At 72.3% G+C, this 307-nt stretch carries 1 protein-coding gene; it reads right to left on the bottom strand.

Going from position 1 to position 307, the window contains the following annotated elements; translation table 11 throughout:
* A partial coding sequence (locus tag BST40_RS28650) for a PPE family protein (protein ID WP_142276882.1) occupies positions 1-307 on the bottom strand: 307 nt, incomplete at both ends.

Here is a 307-nt window from a genome sequence, read left to right as displayed (position 1 = left end):
TCATAGCCGACCATCGCCCCCACATCCTGAGCCCACATCTCCACATAATCGAACTCAGTAGCCGCAATCGCCGGCGTGTTCTGCCCCAAGAAATTGGTCGCCACCAACGCCCCCAACAACACCCGATTGGCCGCCACCGCCGCCGGATGCACCGTCGCCGACACCGCCGCCTCAAACGCCGTCGCCGCCGCCGCCGCCGACGCCGCCGCCGTCTCCGCCCGCGCCGCGGCCGCGCTCAACCACCCCACATACGGCGCCGCCGCCGCCGCCATCGACACCGACGCCGGACCCGCCCACGGCCCACCCG

The organism is Mycobacterium persicum, from assembly GCF_002086675.1.
Taxonomy (GTDB): domain Bacteria; phylum Actinomycetota; class Actinomycetes; order Mycobacteriales; family Mycobacteriaceae; genus Mycobacterium; species Mycobacterium persicum.
Note: the sequence above shows the minus strand (reverse complement) of the source record. Positions and strands in the feature narration are given on the sequence as shown.